We start from the raw sequence: 23934 nt of genomic DNA, 5'->3' as shown, positions 1-23934 counted from the left end.
GTAAGCGTATAGCGAAAAAGCTACCTGAACCGGCCTCTTCCCGAAGAGTCCAGGCCCCGCAGAGCCAGGTAAAACGCTACCACGTAAGTCATTTGCAGGCCCGCCCCCGACCAATCTTCCTTGAGCGTAGTGCCGAATAAAAGTACCGCGATAACAAGTCCACCAGCAAAATAACCCCACTTGGTAAACTGGCCGCCCAGCAAAATCATGATACCGACGGCCAGCTCAACAAAGGGGAGTGTATACAGAAAAACCCTGGTTAGTAGAGCGGGTAAGATTGTGCTGGCAAAGCCTGCTTCCATCTTAGCGACAAAGGCACCGAGCTTTGGTAAACGGACAAGGCCATGCATGAGCATATTAATACCAAGGCCAATGCGTATAACAAGTTGAGCGAGCTGATTATTCGTCATCGCTCTCGTCTATTTCGCCGTCTTCAACGTCTTCCTCCGCCAGCATATCGTCGTTTATCCCATTCGATTCGGTATCCGACTCATTGACTTCTTCTTTTTCCGGCTCCGGCCCCTGGTTCACGATAGGATCCAGAAACGCCGTTTGCGCTATGCCACCACCAGCGTTTTCGCCCTGTACCATTGTTGTCATTATCCCCTGGTTTTCATCATCGACAGGGTTGTACGTTGTTGTGTCGTTTGAGTTCATGTGGCTGGCGTTTAGTGTTAGTGGTTGATTAGTTTCGTGAGTTCTACAGCGGCTAAAGCCCGCCTGATCGGGTAACGTGGCCCCCCAGTGCGTAGTTGTCGTCCTGATGGTGATCGTGTTCGCCAGTCGGGTCGCCTTCCTCGTCGGTGGGTTCATCATCGGAGTCACTTTCCTCCGAACCATTTTCTTCAGCCTGCTCGTCGCTCGGTTCTGTTTCCTGGCTTCTGAAAATGTCAGGATCAATACGGCCTATCCTGGAGCCGACTACTTCGGCATCCATGGGTAACTGCTTGTTTTCTAGCGCTGTCATAATCGATGCTTCGTTAGTTGTCGTACACTATAACCCGGTAGAATAGGGAAAGGTTAGACTTATCTCACTGAGACAAGTTTCATTATCAAGAATACTTTTATAAAGGGGATGGAAAGCCGTGGTGTGGTTTTCTGCCCTCCTCCATAAACCCTAACCGACCTGTGTGTTGCATGAAGCCTTTTTTAGTTGTTAGTATCCTGTTTCTTTCTGGTCTGGCATGCGCCCAGACAGCCCGTGAGCCGCTATTTACGTCATTTGATGGAACGAAGATTCATTATGATGTGCTGGGTGAAGGAAAGCCGGTTGTGTTAATACACGGCTTTATTTCGAACAGTGAAAGCTGGAAGCGGGCGTCCGTCAGGCAAGCCTTGGCCGATGCCGGATTCAAAGTCGTTACGCTTGATCTACGCGGTAACGGCCTGTCCGACAAGCCTCACACCGCCGAAGCCTACCGCGATAATGCCGAATTGAAGGACGTCGTGGCGCTTATGAAACACCTGAATCTTACGAACTATGATGTAGTCGGCTATTCGCGTGGGGCTATCCTGACGGCTAAGTTGTTAACGATGGACCAGCAGGTTCGTCGCGCTGTTGTGGGTGGTATCAGTGTCGATTTCTCGGACCCGAACTGGTACCGTCGCAAAAATTTTCACGAAGCATTAACCAAACCCGGCAGCCATCCGGAATTGCAGAGCGCTATCGATTATGCCAAAAAATCGGGGGCAGACACGGTCGTACTGGCTCGTTTACAGGAGTTTCAACCGGTAACTACCCGGGCCGAACTACGTAAAATTAACGTACCGGTGCTGGTTATTAACGGCGATAAGGACAAGGATAACGGCGACCCGCAAACACTGGTCGATGCCATTCCCGGCTCCCGGCTGGTCATCGTGCCCGGCGATCACGGCGGAGCCATGCGTACTCCTGAATTTGCCAAAACGGTAGTGGAGTTTCTGACAAAGTAATTGGGGGATCGGTCAGTCAATCAGAAAGGTCGAAGATGTTGATCGTAGCGTGACTACGTGCGGCCTCAGGATGGTACAATTAACAGGAAGACCAGGCTGGTGAAGCAAATACTCAACCAGGGGCTAAGACCAAGCCGGTAGCTACGCATGAAGTGCTGGCCAATTGTCAGTGCGCCACCGATCTGCACCAGAGAAGACCAGTGCATGGTGTAGCCAATTGCCGAAATGAATCCACCAATGAACAGACTCATGCCCAGGTGTCCCGTGTAATCCATCATTGTTTGACGAAAGTCGACATCATGACGTGTGGCAACATAAAGACATGTAACAAACAACTGACCAATGACCAGGAGTAAAGTGACTGAGAGCCAGCCGGGAAAATGAACAATCGTCGCGAGCCCACCAACAAGGCCGAAAATGGCCAAAATGAACGCGAAGCGGTAGGCAAGTCGAAAATCGGGTTGAAGATCCAGCAGATTCCAGCGGCCCGGTGCCGATGTAATAATAATTCGCCGGTTGTAGGAGATAAAGGCGTAAAGCGTTTGGAGGCAGACCTTAATCCAGCTTAGCGACAGTACCCTTTCAATCCGTTTGTTCTGTTTGCCGAACGCGTAAATCCAGGTGTCGACGCCGTATAGTGTTTCACCTCCATCGAGATCGACCAATGGTATTTCGTGCCTCGCCCGCTGTTGGTCAATGCGACTTATGTTTTCCGGTGTTAACTGACTGCTGCTTAGTCGCATCAGGCAACCGCTTGGGTCAGCAGCCACCATGCCCTTTGTATACAGTCTACACATCGGGCAACTTGCGTCGTAAATGATCAGCTTCTTCATGAGTACTTGTATTTTGAAATTTCAGAAATAATTGAAATAAGTACATAAAAAAATTACCGAAAGACTTTCAGGAACTGACTCATCAGCCAGTTTTCTTCCGCTTTGATAACAGCATTGAGCGTATTGTCGGCAAAGCCAACGACGTTGCTGAGACCAGTCATAACCCGATGAAATTCCTGAGCCTCAGGCGTATCGGTGGGAATATTCTTGAGTTCATTAAGTACCTCAACAACCGGAGTAATTTCCCGACGACGGCGTTCTTTGGCTACCTGCCGGGCTACTTTCCATATATCTTTCTCTGCGATAAAAAACTCCCGTCGTTCGCCGGGCTTCAGTTGTTTGTAGATGAGGCCCCAGTCCATCAAATCACGTAGGTTCATGCTGGCATTTCCCCGAGAAATCTGTAACTGCTCCATAATATCCTCGATTGCTAACGCATCGGGTGAGATCAGGAGCAGGGAGTGTAACTGAGCCATGGAACGATTAATGCCCCATTGGGTGGCTAGTGTCCCCCACGTATGAATGAATTTTTCTCTGGCTTCCTCGAATGTCATGAAGCAAATTTATGTAGTTGTTTTTAAAGTTTCAAAATTTATTGAAACTTTATTGCTGGATTATGTCTGTAGCCTGTTTTAAGGTTGAGCACCAGAGCGACGATCTGACAATGTTACTTTGCTGTGGTTCCGCCGTAGGGTCAGTTTCTCAAAATTGACTTCACCCAGAACTACTATTACCCAATGCAGAAATTCTCCTAAGTCAATCCCGGAATGCCCAGCAAATCATTGGGGTTTGGGCAGATGGCTAAAAACCTGGCCCGGTCGGACAGAGAACAGACACCGGGAAAATCGCCGGTTAAGCCGAGCATGTCGGTCATCAGCTGGAAGTGCAAATGCGGGGGCCAGTCGCCGTTTTCGGGGAAGGGACCAATCGTGCCAAGTTGCTCACCAGCCCTGATTGTCTTGCCAACATATAGATGGCTGAGCGACGTGCGGGTGAGGTGCCCATAGAGCGAATAAAGCGGCTTTCCCCCTAAATAGTGCCGCGACGATCCGGTATGGTCAAGAATGATGGTTGGTCCATAGTCGCCGAAGTTATTATTATCCTGAAAGCTATGAACAACACCATCTATTGGGGCAAAAACTGGCGTTCCGGCGGCTGCCCAAAAGTCGATTCCCAGATGAATTTCGCGGGGTTCTTCAGAACTGGAAAAGTGTTCACTTCGGCGGTAAATAACCCGGTGTTCGTTGTATCCTCCTATACCAACCAGCGCCCCCGCCGTTTCCATCTTGCTAAACACATACTCGGAAAAAATAGCGGTATTCGTCAAATCGAGGCCGGTTCGTAGCTGTGCTTCGGGGTCGAGGTCCGGGTTTGTTGCGGAGAAGTCAAGAATAAGGAGCGGGTCTTTCTGGAAATCGAAGGGGAGTAGCATGGGTAAATTTAATCGATTGCGATGCTATCTCACCAATCAGGGATATATTTACAGCTATTTTTTTACTAATTGTTCGCAGGTATAGACGCTGTGAGCAATGATATTCTTCGGCAAACTGACTGCTTAACCTAATTTTATGGAAGTTACTGATACGAAGCCTATTCGCACAGCCACCCTGTTTGGTCAGCCAATGGGCCTTTTTGTGCTGTTTTTCACCGAGATGTGGGAGCGCTTCAGCTACTACGGTATGCGGGCCATTCTCCTGCTGTTTTTGCTGGATTCCGTTCGGGGGGGCATGGGTCTGAATGAAGCCGATGGAGCCGCCATTTATGGTATTTATACCGCATCGGTCTACCTCCTGTCGTTGCCTGGCGGCTGGATTGCCGATAACCTGCTGGGGCAACGTAAATCCGTCTGGTATGGCGGGATTATTATCATGCTGGGGCATATCATTCTGGCTATTCCATCCGGCAGTGGCCTGTTCTACAGTGGCTTATGCATTGTAGCTCTCGGAACAGGACTTCTCAAGCCAAACATCAGCACCATCGTTGGCCAACTCTACCCCGAAGGTGGCGCCCGTAAAGATGCGGCTTTCTCTATTTTTTACATGGGCATCAACATCGGCTCATTGCTAGGCATTTCAATTGTGGGTTACCTGGGGCAGAAAATTGGCTGGCATTATGGATTCGGCGCGGCTGCCGTAGCGATGGCATTGGGGTTGGTTACATATCGTCTGTTCGGCAACCGGCACCTCGGTGATTACGGCCAGTACATTGTTCAGGCACCAACTGGCGAAGGAAAATCGTCGAGCGGAAACCGCTCGTTGTTTCTGTTTGTAGCGTTCATTGTGGCGCTGATGGCAATGCTGCAACTGACGGGTGTTCTTGATCTGACGACAGCCCAGGGGTTAGCGAAAGCGATGGGTACGATTATTTCGCTGATTGGCCTGAGCTACTTTGCTTACATTCTACTGGCGGGCGGCCTCGATGCGACGGAGAAGAAACGGGTAGGTGTGTTGTTTGTATTCTTTGTCGCATCGGCGTTGTACTGGGCCGGAAATGAACAGCAAGGATCATCGCTGCAAATTTTTGCGGATCGGTACACCGAGCTGACCTTTTTTGGCTGGGAGATGCCATCGAGCTGGTTTCAGAATCTGAATCCTGCTTTTATTCTGATTTTCTCGCCGGTTATGGCTGCGCTGTGGGTGTTTCTGGCTAATAACAAGATTGGCTTACCCGTACCGGCGAAGTTCGCCATTTCCCTACTACTGCTTGGACTCGCGTACGTGGTCATGGTGTTTGCGGCCGAATTTGCCTTGACCGGTGTTCGGACATCACCCTTATTTCTGACCTTTACGTACCTGTTCTTTACCATCGCCGAACTGTTCTTAAGTCCGGTGGGACTGAGTGCGTTTTCCAAATTAGCCCCCAAGCGATACACCAGTCAGTTAATGGGGCTGTGGTTTGTGGGAACGTCGCTGGGTAACCTTATAGCCGGCTTATTTGCGGGCGGTTTTGACAAGGAAAACGTTCAGCAGATGCCCCAGATGTTCCAGAGCGTTGCTGTGTTTTCGCTGGTGTCAGGCTTCGTTTTGTTACTATTCGTCAAACCGTTGAAACGGTGGATGGGTGGAGTAGAATAAGAAAATATGCATGATACATCATGCATATTTTCACCCTCCTGCTTTTTTTGCTTTGTATCCCTTTCCGGTGAGCCAGGCCAGCACTTTATCGCGGTGGTCACCCTGAATCAGAATTTCGTTGTCTTTGCTTGAGCCGCCTGCCCCACAGGCGGCTTTGAGTTGTTTACCCAGATCGGCTAAATCAGCATCGGTACCGATAAAATCACGTACGGTCGTTACTACTTTACTGCCGCCCAATTTAACAAGCCAGATTTTAAGGCTCTGCTGGGCGGGCGGCAATGTTTCGGCTTCGGGCTCGTTGCTGGACTGGTACTGAAAATCCGGATCGGTGGAGTACAGGATGCCCGTTCTGTTTTTCTTACTCATGAATGGATTATTTACGAACAAAAATAAGGCCTTTCCCTGGGTGTGCCACTATGTTTCGGGTGTTGTCAGAGTTCCAGCAATTGCCGGACCGTGTCGCCGTAAGTACTGCCAGAGGTGAGCTTTGTTCCCTTTTTATCGTTCATGCCCAGCAGAAATTTACCGTCGAAATGCCGGTGTACTTCGGCAACCTTGTGCCGGTTAACCATCACCGACCGGCTGATGCGTATAAATGTATCCGGGAGTTTTTCGTTGAGTGTTGTCAGCGTGTAGGTTGTCAGAAATTTCTGGCCATCGGTCGTTGACAGAAACACATATTTATCTTCGGCTTCAAAAAAAGCAATATCCGAGAGGGGGACCAGCTTGATTTTTTCCCCTGTTTTTACCGAGATCGAATAGATTTCTTTTTTCGGCTGCATCTGCGCCAGCAAGCGCAATACACTCTCCGACATAGGATTAACTGCGGGTTGTGCTAGGCCCTGCCGATCGACCAAGGCTCTGATCTTCTGCACCGTGCGGGCTAATCGTTCGGCCTCGATGGGCTTCAATAAATAATCGATGGAGTTTTCTTCGAACGCACGTATGGCGTACTGATCAAAAGCGGTGGCAAACACGACTATCGGCATGGTTGTCAGGCGGGACAGCATCTCGAAACCGTTCAGCAGCGGCATTTCAATGTCCAGAAAGATCAGATCGGGTTGCAGGCTCTCAATGAGCGTCAGGCCTTCGGCACCGTTGGCTGCGTCGCCAATGATGTCGATACTATCCGAATGTTTGCCTAACAATCGACGTAAGCGGCTAATGGCCAGTGCTTCATCGTCGATCAGTATCGTTTTTAGGGGTAATGTCATGGTTGGTTACGTTACATAGTGGGGACTTCCATGTCGCGGACACCCCGAATTTTACTCATCGGAATAGAGATCAGCACCTGCTTGAGCGGCCAGTTCTGCAATTCCACCCGGGCATCATCCCCGTAGAGAAGTTTGAGTTTGTCCTGGATACTGCGTAGGCCGTACCCCCCGCTCATATCGTCGGGGAAAGCCGGTCCATTGTCATGAACGCAGAGATGTATTTCTCCGCTTTTCTCGTAAATGCGCACGTCAATCCGGCCCAGGTCAGCCCGTTTGGCAATGCCGTGTTTGATGGCGTTTTCAACGATGGGTTGCAGCAGAAACTGCGGCAAACGCAATTCACTGAGTGCAGGATCGCTGATTTCGACGCTGAACGTGAGTCGATTGCCAAACCGAACCTTCTCAACCTGCAAGTACGTACGCACCATTTCCAGTTCGTCGGCCAGGGTCGCAAACAGCTCTCCATCGCGTCCGGTCGAATAGCGGAAGAGTTTGGACAGCAGAAGCGTCATTTCCTCGGCTTTATCGGGATCGTCGTGGACCAGACTGGCAATGCTATTGAGGGCATTGTACAGGAAATGCGGGTTTATTTTGGCCTGTAACGCATCCAGCTCAGCGCGGGTTTTAAGCTTCTCCAGATTGAGCAGTTGAAACTCCTGCTCCGATAGTTTGCGCGTTAATTGCCGTCCCTGCTGCAGGACGTACAGAAATACATTGGCAACCAGTATGTCGCCAGTGGCGTATATATACCAGTCCGCCGTTCGTTCTATACCGCCGGGTAATTTGGCCAGGGCGTCGATAAACTGTTTTCCCAGGACAAGATACAACGCCGAATTAATCACAAGAATACTGAGCAAGATACCTATACTAAGAATGACATGGCGTTGCCAGACAACCCGACATTGACGGGATAGCCAGCCCGAGAGCGCCCAGGTCAATAAAAAGCAGGTAGCCCCATCGACCATGTTCTGTACGATCAGGAATTGATACAACCCCACCAACAGCGGGTTATCTGCTTTCGAAATAAGGTCGGAAAAGTAGATGATGGCATTGCATCCGTACACCAGCAATGCCCCGATGAGGGCGCCGATGAGGGTTCCCCAGCCTGGTTTTTGCAGAATGGTCGTCAGTGTAATGGGTTCTTCCCGGATGTTTGCTGGCTCCGGGCGGTACTTGCTGCGACCCGAAAAGTTGAACGAAGCCCCTTCCACATTAGCTCCGCTCAGATTGACATCTTCCAGCGAACTGAAATTGAAATTGGCTTCGTAGAGGTCGGCGTCCGTAAAATCAGCCCCGCTCAAATTTGAAAAACTCAGATTTACCTGTCGAAGAGTAGCCCCCCGAAAGTTCGCTTTGCCGAGGTTCGAAAAACTCAGGTCAGCACCGGTCAAATCGAGGCCGCTAAAGTCAAATTTAGCCAGATCGGTGCCGCGCAACTGAATGCGTTTACCGTTCTTGCCAATCGTACCGATCAGTTGTTCGCGGGTCATGAGTGGGTGGGGCAATTGATTGGATCAAAAATACCATATACTTCAGGTCGTTGTCTGATTTTTCCGACGAATGTCAACAAGAACCGTATGAAGTAGGGAAGGAGCGGGATAAATTTGGCTTAACATTTGGATTCATACGTTGTTAGTGACGTAATTACCCATCAGCTTTTTTGACCTTGACTACCACGTTGATCACGTTTTCGTTTTCTGTTGGCCAACTACGTCCCTGGCGTGAAGGCGACGAAGATTCGTTGGTTCGCCACGCCAGCAATCGCCACATCTGGAACAATGTCCGCGACTTCTTTCCGTATCCTTACACACCACGCGATGCTCATTCGTGGGTACGTTCGAATAAATCGTATCAGCAGCCTACTAATTTTGCCATTGAGGTTGACGGTCAGGCGGTTGGTAACATTGGCTTCACCGTGAAAGATGATATTTACCGCTATAATGCCGAGATTGGCTACTGGCTGAGTGAAAGTTACTGGGGGCGTGGAATCATGACCGAAGCGTTACCAATTATAACCACGTATATTTTTCAGCACTTTCAGGTTAACCGCATTTTTGCCTGCGTGCTCGAAGGAAATACCGGATCGATGAAGGTGCTGGAAGCCGCCGGTTACCAGCATGAAGCCATTCACCGGCAAGCCGCGGTCAAAAATAACCAGTACCTGAACGAACACGTTTTTTCGATGCTTCGCGCAGAACATCGGTAGCTAATCCCGTCAGTTACTGCACATTCTGCTCAACGGTTGAGACAGCGTAACATGACTGGGCCGAATCCAGTAGAATCTTACCTGGCAAAGCATCATCTTTGCACTTAGTTTTTCTAAAAATAGTACCGCCTGGGCGGGAAGATTCGTTCATGCCGAAAATCGTAATTGCAATTGACGGGTATTCAAGTTGCGGAAAGAGTACGACTGCCAAAGCTGTAGCTGCCCGAATGGGCTACGGGTACATTGACACGGGCGCTATGTACCGGGCGGTCAGTCTCTTTTTTATTCAGGAGCGAATTTCGCTCTCCAATACCAAAGAAGTGACGGGAGCGCTCGATAAAATCCACATTACCTTCAATCACAACAACCGAACGGGCCGGAACGAAACATGCCTCAATGGCCTGAACATAGAAGACGAGATTCGGAAGATGTACATTTCCAATATCGTCAGCGAAGTGAGCGCCATCCCGGAAGTTCGTTGGGCCCTGGTTGCCCAGCAACAGAAAATGGGTCGTCGTCGGGGGGTTGTCATGGATGGTCGCGATATTGGTACCAAAGTGTTTCCGGATGCTGAAGTAAAAGTGTTTATGACGGCCGATACGTACACCCGCGCCCGTCGCCGACAGCAGGAACTCCTCGCCAAAGGTGAATTGGTTAATCTGGACGATATTATCAAGAATCTTGAGAAACGTGACCTGATTGACACGACGCGCCTTGAAAGCCCCCTCCGGCAGGCCGACGATGCTACATTGCTCGATACATCGCACATGACTATTGAGGAGCAGGTCGATTGGGTAATCGAACTGTCTGACCTTCGTCTGGCAGAATTGCATCGTAAAAAAAACAGGAAGTAACCGGCTAGGTATAAGCTATTTTACACCCCCTGAGACTCCTTCTTCTTTAGCAAAAAAATGACGGTTGATTTTCTGATTGTTGGGCAGGGGATAGCGGGATCAGTGCTGGCCTGGACACTCGACCAACGCGGATGCACAGTATTACTCGTTGATGATCCGGGCCTTCCGTCCGCGTCGGCGGTGGCAGCGGGCCTTGTGAATCCGCTAACGGGCCGAAAACTCGTTCGCACCTGGAAAGCCGATGAGTTGTTTCCCTTCCTGCACCAATTCTACAGCGATATTGAGCAACAGTTGGGCGTCACGTTTTTTCATGCCAAAAATATATATCGTCCGTTCAGGTCCGTTAGCGAACAAACGGATTACCTGGCGCTGGCCGCCGATCCCGATACACAACAATACGTATCTAAGTCGATTGATAACCAGGCCTATAGTCAGTTTATCAATAATCCGCTGGGTGGTCTGGAAGTAACGCAGGCAGGCTGGGTAGACCTGACAGAATTTGTTCGGATTATTAAGGGTTACTTTGTCAGAAAAAATCAGTTTTTCGAGGCAAAAGTAGGCGTTGGTGATTTGACTATCAACGATAGGAGCGTTGAGTGGCAGGGGGTAACGATCGACAAAGTCATATTTTGTGATGGGGTTCAGGCCCGCGAGAATCCGTTGTTTGACTGGCTGCCCTACAATCCCGTGAAAGGGCAGATTCTGACGGCAGTTGTTGAGAATTACTCCATTAAGAATATAGTGAATCAGGGCGTATTTATTCTGCCCGTTCGGCCTGGCCTGGTCCGGATTGGTGCCACTTACAGCTGGCATGACCTGGACTGGCAAACAACGGAGGATGGGCGGTCATTTTTGGAGACAAAAGTAGCGCCCCTTTTAAACGTACCTTATCAAATTGTTGGCCAGCAGGCGGGTATCCGGCCTTCTACTAAAGACCGTCGGCCCATTATCGGTCTACATCCAACCAAGCCGGCGGTCGGAATTTTTGGCGGTTTGGGTACCAAAGGCGTATCGCTGGCGCCCTATCTGGCCGAACAGTTTGCCCGCTACCTTCTGGATGGTGAAGATTTGGAGCCGGAAGCGAATATTAGCCGATGCGTTTCGTTATATCATGGCAGTTGATTAGTTTTCCGATTAAGGATGTTAAGCGGACCGAAAACCAAAACCGGGCAAGCCGTTTTGCCGTGAACGTTGTCGCAAACGAATCCTTGATCAGCGTCTCTTATACCCGTATGCGAAATCAATACATATTGATGTTGGGCCTGTGGCTGGCTGGATTGGGCGTGGCTACGGCACAAAACTATCCATCGCTGGAGCGATTCGGGAAAAACCGGATCCAGTATCGCAGCTTCGAATGGAAGATCGTTCGAACCTCAAACTTCGAGATTTACTATTACCAGGATGGCAGCCAGATTGCTAACTTGACGGCCCAGTACGCCGAATCTGAATTTGACCGGATAACGGAGTTATTAGGTTATACGCCCTATAATCGGGTTAAAATTTTCCTGTTTAATTCGCCGGAAGAACTGGCGCAGAGCAACATTGGGCTTACCGCGCAGGGCGGGGTGAGTAGTCGTGAACAAAACCTGTCCAAATCCCGGATTGAACTGGCGTTTACGGGCGATCAGATCAGCTTTCGGCAGCAGATTATCCGCGATGTAGCCATGCTGTTTGTGTACGATATGCTTTACGGGGGGAGTCTCAAGGATGCGCTTCAAAGCTCGCTTTTGCTGACATTGCCCGATTGGTTCATGCCCGGAATAGCCTCTTATATTGCCTATGGAAACAGCCTGGAACTGGACGACTATATGCGGGATATTTCCCTGAATCGGCCCGTTAAAAAGCCATCGTTACTGTCCGGTGCCGACGCTGAACGGGTTGGTCATTCGATCTGGAATTACATTGTTCAGCGATACGGACGCGACAATGTCTCGAATATACTGAACCTGACACGCATCATTCGGAATGAGCAAAACAGCATTTCCAGTACGCTGGGTGTGCCGTACAGCCGTTTTCTGCGCGAATGGCGGGACTATTACGCGGGTATGGCTACTAGTGTCAATCAATCGTACCGAGCCAGCACCGACGATTTTCAGCTAAAAGTGGGCTCTGCGGATGATAAAACGTTGTTGACTAGTTTGAAGTTAAGTCCTGATAAACAGTTTATTGCTTACTCAGTATTACGTGATGGCAAGTTCAGCGTCGAGGTTGTGAACACGACTAACCGGAAAAAGACGACTGTGCTGTCGGGTGGTTACCGGCTCGATGGCCAGGTAAAACAAGCGAGCACTCCGTTGCTGGCCTGGCAGCGTGACAATAATCTGCTTGTTGTTACGGATGAGTTAGGAAAAACGAACCTGTATCAGTACAGCGGTTTTGAAAAAAAACCGAAACGTGAATTCAAGCGGTCGGTAAATGGGCTCTCGCAGGTTATCTGGATGAACGCGTCGGATGATGGTGGTAGTTTGATCATGAGTGCCGATCGAAAAGGGCAGAATGACCTATTCCTGTATAATATAAATCGGGGATCCTATCAGCAGTTGACCAATGATCTGTATGATGATCTGTACCCCGCTTTTGTGGGGCGTACGGCCCGGCAGGTTGTTTTCAGTTCCAACCGAAGAGACGATACGCTGGGTGTCGATAAAGGTTCCTACCGTACCGTCAACGACCATTTAAGTTTGTTTTCGCACGAAGGCGGTGCCCGGGATTTATCGCTCGTTCGACTGACCGATTCATTGTCTCACGCAACGCAGCCAGTTCCAGCTGGCGAAACGACGGTTTATTTCCTTAACGACGCCACTGGAGTTCGTAATCTTTACCGGCTCGAAACAGAAAGTAAGTCAGTGGCTCAGTTGACTGCTTTTCCTGAAAGCATCCGCCTTTATGACCTCAAACCAGCGAATGGCGGGTTCGTTTATAGTAGTCTGAAAAACGGGGATGAGTACATCGGGTTCCGCTCGCAACTCAGCCTCACGCAAACGGTTCAGTCACCACCCACGCAACGAAGTATTGCTATTAATAAGGCCAATCCATCGGCGGCACCACGGGTCAGCCCGGCAAAAACCGATTCGACTCCACGACCCAACCGTGCTACGACCGACTCCGCTGCGGCAGGTCGTACGGGAACCGGCGCACAGCTTGGAACCGGAACAAAACTGGCATTGGAACCCGGCGAAGTGGATACCGATAATTACCAGTTCGATCCAGAAGTGGTAAAGGCGGCAGAGTATCGTCAACGCCGGTCGGTAACAGGTGTTTCACCCGGCCTGACCACAGCGTTGCCTCGTAATCGACGCCGGGAAAACATCACCATTCGTGGGCCATTTGATTACAAAGCGACCTTTGGTATTAACGAAGCGCCGTCAAACTGGCGTGTTGACCCGATCAAAGGATTTGGGTATGCGCAAGAAGTTACGCTAACTGATCTGCTTGAAAATCACGTGCTTCGGGCGGGTGGTTTCCTCAGCTTAACGAATACACTACGCAACAGCGATTTGTTCGCGGAATACACAAACCTAACGCACCGAATTGACTATGGCGCTCGTGTTGATCGGCAGACTCTTTTCGCTGATGGGGCCGGTATATTACAGAAATATCGGTATAACCGGGTATCCGTATCAGCTTCGTATCCGATTTCGGTGAATAGTCGGTTTACCGTATCTCCTTTCTATGCCATGACCCGGTTGATCGACTTGTCGTCGTTCTCGGAGCCAGATCGTGTCTCGGACTACGCCGGTTTGCGGGGCGAATTCGTCTTCGACAATACCAAAGTAAACGGAATGAACATGATCGCGGGTACCAAAGCCAAGCTTAAGTTCGAGGAATACGCTGGTTTGCGGGGGCCGTCACAAGGATTCCGACGGTTATCGCTCGATCTGCGTCATTATCAACGCATTCACCGCGATCTGGTTCTGGCTACCCGGTTTGCTTTCAGTCAGTCGGGGGGCGCTGCCCCCAAGAGGAGCACACTGGGCGGTATGGAAAACTGGATTGGTGGCAAAAAAGAACAAATTGCTTCCAACCCCTTGCTGATACCTAACACGGTGCAAAACGAAATCCCGTACGATTACCGTGATGTATTCTTTCTGGATTTTGCTGCTCCGCTGCGGGGCTTCAACCAGGGTAAGCTAACCGGTAACAGTTACATGCTGTTCAATGCGGAGCTTCGTTTGCCCCTTATTCGTTACCTGTATCGGGGAAATATTACATCCAACTTCCTGCGCAATTTGCAATTGGTTGCTTTTACGGACATTGGAACCGCCTGGACAGGAAGCGGGCCATTTAGTCAGCAAAATAGCCTGAACACAGAAATTGTTGGTGGCGGCAGCATTCCGTTCAGAGCAACGGTAACCAACTTCAAAAACCCATTCCTGATCGGCTACGGGGCTGGCGTACGGACAATGATCTTCGGTTATTTCGTTAAGTTCGATTATGGATGGGGTCTGGAAGACCGCACCGTCAGCAAACCAATTCCTTATCTAACCTTAGGATACGATTTTTAAGGTACCTGAATTTTACTGAATAGCCGCTCCGACAGAGTGGCTATTTTTTTGTACACGGCTCTATACAAATTTACGAAGTGTACCGAACCGTCTTATTCATAATAAGTAACCAAAATATAATTGGTTATTTCATAGTTGGCATAGTTTTCGCTAACCTGCCGCTATCTCGTTTATAATTAACTCCTTGTAACCAACCTGCTTACTGTAGCCTATAGCCACAATGATATAAACAATGATTGGTAGTATAATAAGCTAATAAACACAGTATTAGGGCTTATTGGTAGTAAGCTTACGACGAGTAGGTTGGTTTGGCATAGTTTTAGTTAAATGCTTACAAAGCGCAAGAGTTCCTGACATGGCTAAGTAAGGGGGCCGTGACCGATTGCCGGTCAGCGGGTCTGAACTAGTTACGAACCTGCAACTCTCAATTTGAAACAGTAAACCGTCCGAAATTAAGTTGCAGATGGAAGAAATATCTACTCGTTATGATAACCGTTCCCCGTCACCGCTAGATACTGAGTCGGCCGTTACTTTCATGCTACAAGTCGACCGACAAAGTAAGGTAGTCTCCTTTATTGGGCGGTTAATTACGTATTTTCTGGGTGTACTACATGGATCGATCCCGTCCATGAGAAAACCTGTGTCTTCTCAGATCATTGATTATCCTGGAATAGCTACGGTCGCGTCTCTCAATAGTGCCGGATGGGCTATTGAGAAATTTTTCAGGGTTGACGGTGAGCCACCTGATACACCCAATTTCCTATCCGGCCTTCAGATAAACCAATCAAAAAAAGCTTCTATCAATTCTGCACAACAGTCAATGAATGAGCAAATTATACTAACAACGTCATTCCACAAAGATGTTGCACAAGTACTGGCAGACACAGGTGGAGGAATTGGACCATTAAGACGAAAAACGCTGATAACGAGAGGCTTCAGGAAGCGGCTGTCGTCATTTGTCTGTGCTGGTCAGCGCGTTTGCTCCGCGCTGACACTCTTTGTGCTTTGGCTGGTCGTTTCACCAGCGCTGGCGCAGTCGCCAACAATCAACCTAACGCTTCATAATGCCATTAATAACCAGTCGCCAAAAATCGGTGACGTTGTTACATATACCATTGTTGTAACAAATGCGCCTGGTTCGGCTACCGCTACTTCAGTAGCCGTTAAAGAAGAACTGCCAAACGGCGGAGTTGCGTATGTACCTGGCTCGGCCAATGTTGTTCGGGGAAGTGGTACGTACACACCTGATGCATCGTCTCTTGCTGGTATATGGAACATTACATCGATTGCTCCGGGCGACTCAGCGGTGTTAACCATACGAGCAACTGTACACCAGCAAGGCGTGTGGTTTAATAAAGCCGAAGTCATAGCGGCTGATCAAACGGACTTAAATTCAACGCCCAATAATCAAAGCCTGACCGAAGATGACTACGAAGCCGTGTGTTTCTCCGTTCCCATCGTTTGGTATCCGGGTGATGAATATACCGTAACGATTCCATCGGGCTACGATCAGATTGTCTGGTATAGAAACGATGTTCCCATCAGCACATCGGCCGTCTCGACATCGCTCGCTGAAGTCAACAGTGATCTCTCGTTAACGATAAAAAGTGCCGGTACTTACCGATTTGCGACGTATCGTACGGGCTGTCCAGCAACAAATTGTTGCGATATTCAAGTCATTCCAGGGTCTTACAGTAGTCTGGGTGATCTTGTTTTTGCCGATACGAACAAAGATGGTATCCGGCAGACAAACGAGCCAGGTATTCCGAACGTGGCGGTTGTTCTCTTAGATGAAATGAACACACCCATTTCGTCAACGACAACAAACAGTTCAGGTATTTACTCCTTCACGGGATTGACGCCTGGTGTTCCCTATTCGGTACGTTTCGTAACACCGGCGGGCTACGCACCAACCTTAGCTCGGATAGGGGGGGACGATACCAACGATAGCGACGCTGACCCGCTGACTGGTAAAACCCGGTCAGTTACGTTGGCCCCCGGCGAGACTAATCTAAATCTGGACGCAGGTTTCTATCCATCCTGCTCGACGGATTTCAACCTGGTTATATCGGGTAATCTATCCGTTTGTAATGGAGATAAAGCTGTATTAACAGCAGCAACGACAGCCTCCTATGTACGATGGTATCTGACGCCATCTGGGGGGACGGCATTTGATACGCTAAGTATATCCAGACAATCCTTAACGGTATACCCAACTACGTCGACGACTTATTATGCTGAAGCTGTAAGCTACGATGGTAGCTGTGTGAGTACCCGCCAGCCGGTTTCGGTAACAGTGACAACCCTACCCACACCCACCATTGCGGCCAATGCCACCAATACCTGTCCCGCCAACACCTTTGATCTGACCTCTGTGATCATTACCAACCGCACCCCGGGCACAAGTTACGAGTGGTACACCAGCCTCAACCGCATGGCTTCGACCAAAGTTACCAACCTAACCGCGGTCGGGTCCGGTCAGTACTACCTCTTCGCCCAGGTTGGCGCCTGCTACAGCCAGGCCGCTCTGTTGACCGTTGGTATCCTCGATTGTAACTGTCAAACCCTGGCCAACGTCAGCGTGGAGCCGGGCCTAAGCACTTGTGCCAACAATCCTATTCCCCTGGTGGCTACCCTGTCGGGCGCGGCCACCAGCCTAGTATGGACCAGTAGTGGTACAGGTACCTTCAGTAGCCCCACCAGCCTGACCACCACCTATTTACCTTCTTCCGCTGATATCACTGCCGGTCAGGTGGTGCTGACGGCCACCACCAACGACCCCGATGGGCCGGGGGGCGTCTGTCAGGCGGTTTCCAGTTCCCGGCTGGCGAGCATCAACCCCCGCCCCGCCCCACCCACCCAACTGGCCAGTTTGGAGTCGCCCGTTTGTCAGGGTCGCCCGACCACCCTGGTCGCTCTGGCTCCTGGCAATCAGATCAACTGGTACGATCCCCAGGGGCAACGGGTGGGTACGACGCTCAGTGGCGGCCAACTCGTAGTTATCCCAGCGACTACGGGCCAATTGATCTACCAGGCCGAAGCGTTCAGCCCGGCCGGTTGCGTAAGCGCCCGGGCCTCGCTGCCTCTCACCGTAGGCCGCTGTCTGGCCGATCTGGCCCTTACCAAAACAGTCGTTACTCCGGGCCCTTACCGGGTGGGGCAGACGGTTACTTACGCCCTAACGGCCACCAATAAGGGGCCTATAACGGCTACGGATGTTACGGTGAGTGACGTTTTGCCCACATCGCTCACTTACGTCAGCTCAACCCCCGCCGGGTCATATAATCCCCTTACAGGCCGCTGGCCGCTCGGTACTCTAACGGCTGGCGCCGGGCGTACCTTATTGATCGAAGCTACGATCCTCACGGGGGGGGCAATCAACAACACGGGCCTTATTACCAGTCCCGAAAACGATCCGGCCTACCCTCAGAATGATACTTCCGCCGTTGCCATCTCGATCAACACCTGTGCGCTCAATCCGCCCACCATCCTGTGTGCAATCACCGATATCTGCAAAGGGGGCACTACTACCCTAAGCGCCACGGGCTGCGCTGAGGGAACTGTGAAATGGTCGGACGGCAAAACGGGATTGACTATCTTTGCCACCCCGAACCTCACTACGATCTATACGGCCAGTTGTGTCGTTGGTAACTGCGTAAGTGTGGCTTCTAATGCTATTACCGTTACAGTGCTGGATCCCCAGGTACCCACCATTACAGCCAGCGCCGACGCCGTTTGCCCAGGCAGCTCGCTTACCCTAACCGCAACGGGTTGCCCGGGAGGCACCATTGAATGGTCGGATCAGGCCCGAACGGGCTCCACGATCGTGGTGACGCCCTATAGCAGGACCACCTACACGGCCCAGTGTCGGCAGGGCAGTTGTTTGAGCCGCCCCGCCACCAAAACCATTGGAATCGCTACGGAACTGCCCACCCCAACCCTCGTCCCTAGCAGTAATGTGGTGTGTCCTGGAGAAGCGCTGACGCTGACCGTAACCGGTTGCGTGGGAACCCCCGTCTGGAACAGCACCACGGCTACCACCAGCAGCATCGTGGTGACGCCCACACCGGGCAACAATTCTTATTCGGTTTCCTGTAAGAACGACGCCTGTGTGAGCCAGTCTTCACCGGTCTACTCGATCAGCATCGTGGCCCCGGTGATTCCCACCGTCACGGCCAGCGCCGATACGGTGTGCGCGGGTGGGTTGGTGACCTTAACGGCGGCCGATTGCAACGGCACGGTGGTGTGGAACGTGGCAGGGAAAACGGGATCCAGCATCACCGTATCGCCCACAGCCAGTATTAGCTACTACGCCCAGTGCCGCTACCGCACCTGCCTGAGTGCGCCATCGAACACCGCAAACATTACCGTGGTGACGCCCACATCACCCATCATCTCGGTTAGCAGCACCACGCTTTGCAGCGGCACTAAACTCACGCTTACCGCCAGAGGCTGCGCCGGAACGGTGCGCTGGTCGGGGGTGGACAAAACGGGGGCCAGTATCGAGATCTACCCTACAGCCACCGCCCAATATTATGCCACCTGTCAGCAGGGGGCTTGTCAAAGTGAAGCATCCAACAAAGTTCAGGTTACCGTTCGCTCGTCTTCGGCCGCAGCGCCCGTGGTGACAGCCTCGTCCCTGAACATCTGCAGCGGGGGGGTAGTCTCGCTGAGCGCTACGGGTTGCGGGGGGACGGTTAAATGGTCGGATGGGCAGACGGGATCGATTGTCTCGGTGACGGCCACGACCGCTAACCACAGCTTTTATGCGCTTTGCCAAGTGGAAGGTCAGTGCGGTACGGGTCAGTCAAACGTAGTTACGATTAACGTTACCCCCACGCCCACGCCCTCAATCGTTCGCTGCCTGTGCAGTGCTGATACGGTCTGCCAAGGGGAAGCGGTGAAGCTATCGGTAGCCAACTGCCAGGGTACACCTTACTGGAGCACGGGTGACACCACGAAGAGTATCTTTGTTTCACCAATGGTGAGCACGGGCTACTCGGTGTACTGCCAGGCGGGAGTCTGCCGGAGCACATCGACCCCGCCTTACCTCATCACGGTAATTCCGGTGGTTGCCCCCACGATTACGACGTCGGCGACGGTGGTGGCTCCGGGAGGGACGGTAACCCTATCGGCCACGGGCTGTTCGGGAACGGTGATCTGGTCGGCCAATGATGTGAACGGCAACAATCGAGGGTCCACGCTGGTGGTTAAGCCCGAAGGGACTCAAACCTATTACGCCCAGTGTCAATTCCGTCAGTGTCTGAGTACTCCGTCAACCACGATTGTGATCAATCCGGGGAACTGCTCGGCGAAAGCGGGCACATTGGTGGCAGTGAACTCAACCGTATGTGCTGGCTCTAGCACAACCGTGACAGTCGGGGCTTCGCTGAAGGGGGGACTGGTCCAGCCAACGGGCTATTCCATCGTATATGTGCTGACCAAAGGAACTGAAAAGCTCGTTCAACAGACCAGTTCGACGCCACAGTTTGCTGTTGCTTCGACGGCGGCTGACTATACGATTCATACGCTGGTGTACAATGCCACGGTAACCGACAGAAACTACCTGGATTTATCAGCGCTGAAGCCGGGCATCAGTACGGCGACAGATGTACTTCAACTGATTGGTAGTAAGTGCGCCAGTCTGGACGTTGCTGGGGCCAGCGTGCGCGTGCGGGTGGTTAGTCCGCCGACGCTCTCGGCTAACTCCTCCCTGACGGCCTGTGCCGGTGGACTGGTTTCACTGAGCGCTACGGGCTGCACCGGGGGGACGGTCATCTGGTCAGACGGTACAGTAGGAGCCACCTACACTAAACCAATTAAGGGCGCCCTAACGTTGAGCGCTACCTGTATGGTTGATGGTTGCTCCAGCGTACCCTCGGCCAGCGTGCGCATCATGGTAGAGACACCCGCTATTCCTACCATCGTTGGTAACGGCCCTTCGGCTTGCCTGGGAGAGGTCGTTTCCTTAACGGCCACCGGCTGCGTAGGCGGGAACTATCGCTGGTCGGATGGTAAAACGACAGGTTCTATACTTACCATCACCCCAACGGCCGACGTGAGCTACCGGGTAAAATGTCAGGTAGGCGAATGCGAAGGAGAATGGTCAGCATCCACCACCATCCGGGTGGGGGCGCCAACTGCGCCGACCATCTCGATCGTTGGGTCGGGTGCCAGCACCACGACCTGCTTGGGTGGGTCGGTAACGCTGATGGCCCAGGGTTGTTCGCCAACCAGCTCTGTAATATGGTCCAACAGTCAGGTGGGAACGTCCATCACGGTCTCGCCAACCAGCTCGATGACCTTCACGGCGCGGTGTGGTAACCCGGCTCAGTGCCAGAGCGCTCCCTCAAATCCTATTGCGCTGACGGTTCTGCCGAAAGTAACTCCCCCCACCGTAGTGGACAAAACAAACGCATGTCCGCTGTTGACGGTCGATCTGACGACGGCGGTGAGCAGCCAGGTGACGACCGCAGGGGGTGTATTCGATTACTATACGGAGGCCAGCCTGGGCTTAGCGTCAAAAGTGGCTACGCCAGCAGCGGTGGGTACAGGCACCTACTACGTAGTGGAGCGCACGGTCAACGGATGTACCAGCTTACCTGTGGCTATCCACGTGCAGGTTAAGCCCTGCCAGGAGCCTACCGCTTGTGACAGTCAGAACCCGGCAACGGCCAATGCGGGGCCTGATGCCACGATTTGTTCGGGCCAGAGTTACACGCTGAGTGGTACGATGGGCGGGGCAGCTCAGTCCGCCCATTGGACCAGCAGCGGCAGTGGCTCCTTCGATAATGCGTACGCGCTAAAGGCTGTCTATACCGCTAGTCCGGAAGACATCTTATCAGGTAAGGTAACACTCACCTTATTGGTTAGCACCAATAACGCAGCCTGTCCGGTGGCTACAGATAACATGCTACTGAACATCAATGGAGTCAAATCGGTACCTGTCATTACCATCTTGGGGGGTACTAAACTCTGCTTTGGTGATTCCGTAACTCTGAAAGCCCCCGTTGGAGCGGTCGGATATGTGTGGAATACAAAGGCTACGACGCCCTCTATTGTTGTTAAAACCACCGGAACGTACACGGTTCAACTGGTAGATGCCCAGGGCTGCCGGTCGGTGACCTCAGCTCCAGTGGCTATTAGCGTGGCCGAAGCGGTACCAACACCCCTGGTACGGAATCTACGCAATGAATGTCCAGCCAAGATTGTTGATCTGACCAAGGCGCTATCAGCAACGACGGTCGGTAGTTCGTATGTGTACCGGATTTGCGCCTGTAACAGCTCGAACATTGTGATGCGTCCCGATTCGGTTTGTGAAGGAACTTACTGGGTTGTAGAACGTAATGCTGCGGGTTGTGTGAGCGCCCCCGCAAAGGTGGTGGTGAAGGTCTTCGATTGCGCGAGTGATACGCTGGCCACCGATGTGCGCATCGCCAAGCTGGCCAGCACGGCTCTGGTGAGAAACGGGGCGCCGGTAACGTACACGATTACAGTGAGCAACGGAGGACCGCACACGGCGTACAACATCGATGTACGGGATGTGCTACCCAAGGGCCTGGAGCTGCTACCAGCCTCGACGGCCAATTACCGGGTGTCGAACGGAGTGATTACCCGGCGGATCGACAGTCTGCAAACAGGGCAGTCTGCGTCGATCGTGTTTGCGGCTCGGGTAACGCGCAAAGGGGTGGACGTAGTGAATCAGGCCGAGATTACCTACTTAGACAATCAGGATCCCAACATGGCCAATAACCGCGCGAGTGTGACCGTCAGGGATACATCAACTTATCAGTTGAGTCGGATTGGTCTGGCCAAGTCGGTGGTGGGGCAGCCCGAGTTGGTGGGCGATTCACTGATCCGGGTGACCTATAGCTTTCTGGTGACTAACGTCGGCGATGACACACTACGGAATGTCAAGGTGACGGATGATCTGGCCTATGCCTTCTCACCCAACCTCATTCAGTCGGCCACCATTAGCGTGGCTACCGGCTCAACCCTGCAAGCGAATGCGGGCTTCACGGGCCACGTGCCCGACTTCGAGCTGCTGGATACCGGAAGCCACCTACTGCCCGGAGCCTCGCAAGCCTTCCGACTGGATGTGACAGTGAAACGCACGGTGGGCGACACCACCCGGCGCTTCAACAATATTGCCAACGCTACGGCGGAGAACAGCCTGACGCTGGTGGGGGATATGTCGACCGATGGGGCGGACCCGGATCCCGACCATGACGGTGACCCGACCAACAACCAGGGCTTCTCCAGCTTCACGCTGCCCGCTCGGGCGGGCGGGGCTGGTCTGGGGCTGGCCCTGAGCGTGCGGGACACGGTCCGCCAAGCCGATGGTAGCTATAACGTGACCTACCAACTGGTAGTGAAAAACTACGGCTCGGAGCAACTCATGAACGTGCACATCAGCGATACGTTGTCGACGGCCTTCAACAGCCAAAGTGGGTCGAGATACCGGATAGTGCAAGCGCCCTTCATTACATCAAGTGGCAGTGCGCTCAAGCTAAACCCGGCCTACAACGGCGATTCGGATCCCGTGCTGGTGCTGGGTGACAGCAGCAGTGTACTGGCGGCCGGGAAGGTCGATACGTTACAATGGGTGCTCAATATATCCGCTAACGGCAGTACGACAACTTTCCTCAACTCGGCTTACGCGAGTGGGTTAGCTCCCTCAGGTGCGGTTAGTGATATATCGACGAGCGGGTTGAATCCGGACCTCAACGGAAACGGTAATCCAACCGACTCAAATGAGCGGGAAGCGACGGCACTGAATCTGCCGGTTACCTTCCAACCGCTCTTTATTCCGGAGGGATTCTCGCCCAACGGGGACGGCATCAATGATCAGTTCGTGATTCGCGGGGCGGCTGGCCTGACTATACGTCTGGAGGTCTACAATCGATGGGGCCATTTGATATACCAGAATGCTGACTACCTCAACGACTGGGATGGTCAGCCCAATCAGGGCATTTCCGTCGGCTCTACAGTGGATGGCGTACCGGACGGAACGTATTATTATGTGATCAACATCAGTGACGGACGCCAGTTTATCCGCTACATGACCATTAACCGCTAACACCGATGGCAACTAAGTTTTCAATCAGACAGTCGATACTCCTGCTACTACTGATCCTTGCGATGGGTAGCCACCCGGTCCGGGCGCAGCAGGATAAGCTGTTCTCCCAGTACATGTTCAACATGCTGGCCCTCAACCCCGCCTACGCCGGCAGCCGCGATGTGCTGAGCATGTCTGCGCTCTACCGAAACCAATGGTCGGGCCTCACGGGAGCGCCCCAGACGGCCACCTTCACGG

At 52.1% G+C, this 23934-nt stretch carries 17 protein-coding genes; 8 read left to right on the top strand and 9 right to left on the bottom strand.

What is annotated here, in order from left to right:
* Nucleotides 1–20: 20 nt before the first annotated feature.
* The 3 genes from ACYU87_RS19435 to ACYU87_RS19425 are packed head-to-tail and all read right to left on the bottom strand — an operon-like array spanning nt 21 to nt 967.
* Complete coding sequence (locus ACYU87_RS19435) at nt 21–410, bottom strand: DoxX family protein (RefSeq protein ID WP_461135759.1); 390 nt, start codon at nt 408–410, stop codon at nt 21–23.
* Complete coding sequence (locus ACYU87_RS19430; protein ID WP_461135758.1) at nt 400–657, bottom strand: hypothetical protein; 258 nt, start codon at nt 655–657, stop codon at nt 400–402. The genes ACYU87_RS19435 and ACYU87_RS19430 overlap by 11 nt, the downstream gene beginning before the upstream one ends.
* Nucleotides 658–709: 52 nt before the next feature.
* Nucleotides 710–967, bottom strand: coding sequence for a hypothetical protein (locus ACYU87_RS19425; protein WP_461135757.1), 258 nt, complete (start codon nt 965–967; stop codon nt 710–712).
* A 170-nt stretch (nt 968–1137) separates the two neighbouring features.
* On the opposite strand from ACYU87_RS19425, the gene ACYU87_RS19420 reads away from it, so the two are divergent.
* Nucleotides 1138–1932: an alpha/beta fold hydrolase gene (locus ACYU87_RS19420; protein ID WP_461135756.1), complete on the top strand. Its 795-nt coding sequence runs from the start codon at nt 1138–1140 to the stop codon at nt 1930–1932.
* A gap of 65 nt (nt 1933–1997) precedes the next feature.
* On the opposite strand, the gene ACYU87_RS19415 is transcribed toward ACYU87_RS19420, so the two are convergent.
* From ACYU87_RS19415 to ACYU87_RS19405, 3 genes are all read right to left on the bottom strand, one after another.
* On the bottom strand, nt 1998–2765 hold the full coding sequence (locus tag ACYU87_RS19415; protein WP_461135755.1) for a thiol-disulfide oxidoreductase DCC family protein: 768 nt from the start codon (nt 2763–2765) through the stop codon (nt 1998–2000).
* A 53-nt stretch (nt 2766–2818) separates the two neighbouring features.
* Complete coding sequence (locus tag ACYU87_RS19410; protein WP_461135754.1) at nt 2819–3319, bottom strand: GbsR/MarR family transcriptional regulator; 501 nt, start codon at nt 3317–3319, stop codon at nt 2819–2821.
* Nucleotides 3320–3516: 197 nt separating this feature from the next.
* Entirely contained in the window at nt 3517–4197 is a 681-nt protein-coding gene (locus ACYU87_RS19405; RefSeq protein WP_461135753.1) for a peptidoglycan DD-metalloendopeptidase family protein, read from the bottom strand.
* Nucleotides 4198–4333: 136 nt separating this feature from the next.
* Between ACYU87_RS19405 and ACYU87_RS19400 the strand changes: the two genes are divergently transcribed.
* On the top strand, nt 4334–5839 hold the full coding sequence (locus ACYU87_RS19400; RefSeq protein ID WP_461135752.1) for a peptide MFS transporter: 1506 nt from the start codon (nt 4334–4336) through the stop codon (nt 5837–5839).
* 30 nt (nt 5840–5869) lie between these two features.
* Here ACYU87_RS19400 and ACYU87_RS19395 read toward each other — a convergent pair whose 3' ends face one another.
* The 3 genes from ACYU87_RS19395 to ACYU87_RS19385 all read right to left on the bottom strand — a co-directional run bounded on the left by ACYU87_RS19395 (nt 5870) and on the right by ACYU87_RS19385 (nt 8543).
* The gene (locus ACYU87_RS19395) at nt 5870–6205 is read right to left on the bottom strand and encodes a translation initiation factor (RefSeq protein ID WP_461135751.1); all 336 of its coding nucleotides are present in this window, start codon (nt 6203–6205) and stop codon (nt 5870–5872) included.
* Between the two features lie 65 nt (nt 6206–6270).
* Nucleotides 6271–7053 carry a LytR/AlgR family response regulator transcription factor gene (locus ACYU87_RS19390; RefSeq protein ID WP_461135750.1) on the bottom strand — a complete coding sequence of 261 codons (783 nt, stop codon included), beginning with the start codon at nt 7051–7053 and terminating at the stop codon, nt 6271–6273.
* Between the two features lie 11 nt (nt 7054–7064).
* The gene (locus tag ACYU87_RS19385) at nt 7065–8543 is read right to left on the bottom strand and encodes a histidine kinase (RefSeq protein WP_461135749.1); all 1479 of its coding nucleotides are present in this window, start codon (nt 8541–8543) and stop codon (nt 7065–7067) included.
* Nucleotides 8544–8713: 170 nt separating this feature from the next.
* On the opposite strand from ACYU87_RS19385, the gene ACYU87_RS19380 reads away from it, so the two are divergent.
* The 6 genes from ACYU87_RS19380 to ACYU87_RS19355 all read left to right on the top strand — a co-directional run.
* Nucleotides 8714–9259, top strand: a complete 546-nt coding sequence (locus ACYU87_RS19380; RefSeq protein ID WP_461135748.1) for a GNAT family N-acetyltransferase — start codon at nt 8714–8716, stop codon at nt 9257–9259.
* A gap of 149 nt (nt 9260–9408) precedes the next feature.
* Nucleotides 9409–10113, top strand: coding sequence for a (d)CMP kinase (gene cmk, locus ACYU87_RS19375; protein WP_461135747.1), 705 nt, complete (start codon nt 9409–9411; stop codon nt 10111–10113).
* A 57-nt stretch (nt 10114–10170) separates the two neighbouring features.
* Nucleotides 10171–11235, top strand: a complete 1065-nt coding sequence (locus tag ACYU87_RS19370) for an NAD(P)/FAD-dependent oxidoreductase (RefSeq protein ID WP_461135746.1) — start codon at nt 10171–10173, stop codon at nt 11233–11235.
* Between the two features lie 110 nt (nt 11236–11345).
* Complete coding sequence (locus ACYU87_RS19365; RefSeq protein WP_461135745.1) at nt 11346–14618, top strand: hypothetical protein; 3273 nt, start codon at nt 11346–11348, stop codon at nt 14616–14618.
* 820 nt (nt 14619–15438) lie between these two features.
* Nucleotides 15439–23697, top strand: a complete 8259-nt coding sequence (locus ACYU87_RS19360; protein WP_461135744.1) for an Ig-like domain-containing protein — start codon at nt 15439–15441, stop codon at nt 23695–23697.
* 5 nt (nt 23698–23702) lie between these two features.
* A partial coding sequence (locus ACYU87_RS19355) for a type IX secretion system membrane protein PorP/SprF (RefSeq protein ID WP_461135743.1) occupies nt 23703–23934 on the top strand: 232 nt, incomplete at its 3' end.

It is taken from the genome of Spirosoma lituiforme (assembly GCF_054776635.1).
Note: the sequence above shows the minus strand (reverse complement) of the source record. Positions and strands in the feature narration are given on the sequence as shown.